Below are 2,579 nucleotides of genomic sequence, written 5' to 3'. Positions count from 1 at the left end.
TACGTACACCGCATGGATTTCAAGCTTTCTATGTACTAGACAAGCCTGCATACGTGACGAAGAAATCAAATTTTAAAGTGATCAATGTGGCTAAAATGATCTCAAAAAATCTAAGAAACAAATTTTCAAATGATTATCGGTTTCCTGTTGATGTAAATGCCAATCATTTTGGGATCACACGAATGCCTTCTGAAGAGAATGTTTTATTCTTTGAACCACAGTATCGTTATAGTTTCGAAGAATGGATCGACTGGTCAATGAGAGAAGATGCGGACAAAAAAGCGGAGATCAAGAACGTTTTTGTATTGCCATCTACTCAAGAATTTCGTCAAGTTGATGAACCTTGGTTCCAGCTGTTGCTAAAAAGTCAAAAAATACAAGGTGAAAAGGGCGTATACGGTCGAAATAATGTCATATTCACCTTGTCTTTGGCATACTTTTCGTCAGGATACGAAGTAGAAGCATGTGAATTGACGATGTTAGAATTCAATGACCGCTTGGCTAACCCTTTATCTGATCGAGAATTAACCAGAATCATTCGTTCCGCTTACTCCGGAAAATATCAAGCAGCGCACAGAGAAAAAATTGTCCTATTATGCCAAGAGTGGGTCGATGCCAATCTTTCTGAAGAGCAACTATTCAACAAAAAACGGGGTTGGTGGAAATTCAAGAAAGAAAGAGCTGTTCGCAAGTATTCACATAGTCATGAATGGGCAGAAGATCTACTGTCCTATTTGAATGAGCAATCCTATGAAGAACAACCATACATTCTTTCTACAAAAAAAGAGTTAACTGAACGTTTAAAGATCCCAAAACGTTCCCTGGACAAAGTACTGAAGCAGTTAAGAGAAGAGAACAAAATTCATTTTCGTGTTCGTGCTGGTCGTAATGGGGGTATTATGCTAGCTTCGATACATGGATTGATGCGCTCCGTTATCCGGCTAAAAAAAGAAAGCCAGGGGGCTTATTTCGCTGCGATCTCAGAAGCTTTTGGAAGAGAATACATGTTTATCCAGACAGCACTGAAACGCTTGATAGAACCCAATAAGATCGGCGTGCAAACAGATCTGTTCATGATTGATACAGGTTGAAATTAAAAGGTGCAAATTGCCTATTACATTATATCTATGATACGTTCCTTCTTTTTCTCCGCCTTGCTTGCTGGTCTTAAGAAAGAGTATTACTATTATTGCAAACGTAATAATATGGTGGGAGGTCTTTCTGACTATGAGTATCAATACCTTTGTATATCCCTACCCGATCAATGTGTTTATTATTTCGCGGTTAGGGATGACAGTAGAGCAATTTTGTGAGTTACATGGCTATAAGCAGAGTACTGTAGCAAGCTGGGTAACAAGAAACCGTACCGTAAAGACGTTGCCTTGTGATTTTTTGTATTGTTTAAGCCTTTCTTCAGGCTGGTCAATGGATGATGTTTATCGTCATTTATTGGTGTTGGAGGAGAGGTTTTTAAAGAGTATTGATCCAAAAAAGAAGAAAGAACAGGTGGATTGATTGATGACGGAGGAGGAAATAGCTGAGCTTAATAGGATCAAAGAATGGGCTGTTCTTTTGAAAATTTATTATGGTATTCTGTTCTTTTCATTTGTTACAGTAGGCTTAGTTTCTCTTTTGTTGACTCTTTTATCGTTATGGACGAATATGATGCTATTTTTATATTTGCTTTTACTGTTTTTCTTAGGATTAGGGGGAGTAGGTACTGCCATTCTTGATGATTATAAGTGGTCATTGTTTAGTGGAATTTGTAGGAGAATGAAAAAAAGTGCAACTGTTGAGTCTTATGAATGTTGGAAGAAGGAATTGAAGGTATAGATATATGTATCTATAAAAGCTGAGTAAAGAATACTAGGCTTTCTCTTATGTTTTTAAAATGTTTACAGGTGGAATATGAGTATTATTTGGACAGGTAGTATTTTTGTCAGAAAAATGGTGTAAATCTTTATATAGGCCTTTATCAAAAGATTTAAGTGTAATAAATTGTGTTATTTAGAAACGTTTTAATTCAATTTAATGAATTTATTTTATTTTTCAGAGTAGATCTATAGTAAATTCCTAAAGGATTGCGGCCGCATTTTTAGTTTTCAAGAAACCAGGTGAGTTACTGTGGCGATTAATTTATCTAACATAATTAAAAGTGTCTTTAACGTTGAAGTTGATCCATTTTCAAAATGTATTGCTATTTTACGTATAGTTGTTACAGTATATCTCTTAGTTTTTAATTATAGCGATTTACTTGACGCATATAATGTGTATGAATAATCATTAAAATTTAAATTATAATATCGGTTAACATAAAAAAAAGTTCCAAAATGATTTTCTCAAAGGAAGGATAAAAATTGTTGATCAAAATGCTACCACTTTTAATACTCATAGGGTTTTATATTTTTATTAGTATTAAGATAAGAAATGCGAATGATATTAGCAAAACGACTAAATATGTTTTCTACTTTTTTATTGTTTTGGGAGGGGGAATCCTCCTTTATATTGCATTTGTTTTCTTATTTTTTGGTATAAATTTTTGAGGATGGAGGAGATGTAATAGTTATGAAGAAGACACT

Annotated in this window: 3 protein-coding genes; all 3 read left to right on the top strand. The window is 34.4% G+C overall.

Features of this window, described 5'->3' with window-relative positions; all coding sequences use genetic code 11:
• A partial coding sequence (locus CUS89_RS03720) for a primase C-terminal domain-containing protein (RefSeq protein ID WP_104871091.1) occupies nucleotides 1–1,091 on the top strand: 1,091 nt, incomplete at its 5' end.
• 136 nt (nucleotides 1,092–1,227) lie between these two features.
• Entirely contained in the window at nucleotides 1,228–1,515 is a 288-nt protein-coding gene (locus CUS89_RS03715; protein WP_012481689.1) for a PrgN protein, read from the top strand.
• A gap of 3 nt (nucleotides 1,516–1,518) precedes the next feature.
• A complete protein-coding gene (locus CUS89_RS03710; RefSeq protein ID WP_104871090.1) occupies nucleotides 1,519–1,833 on the top strand; it encodes a hypothetical protein in 315 nt (104 codons plus the stop codon).
• Nucleotides 1,834–2,579: the final 746 nt, after the last annotated feature.

This window comes from Enterococcus mundtii, assembly GCF_002947535.1.
GTDB classification, from domain to species: Bacteria; Bacillota; Bacilli; order Lactobacillales; family Enterococcaceae; genus Enterococcus_B; species Enterococcus_B mundtii_B.
The sequence above is the reverse complement of the archived record's forward strand: the minus strand, read 5'-3'. Positions and strand labels throughout refer to the sequence as shown.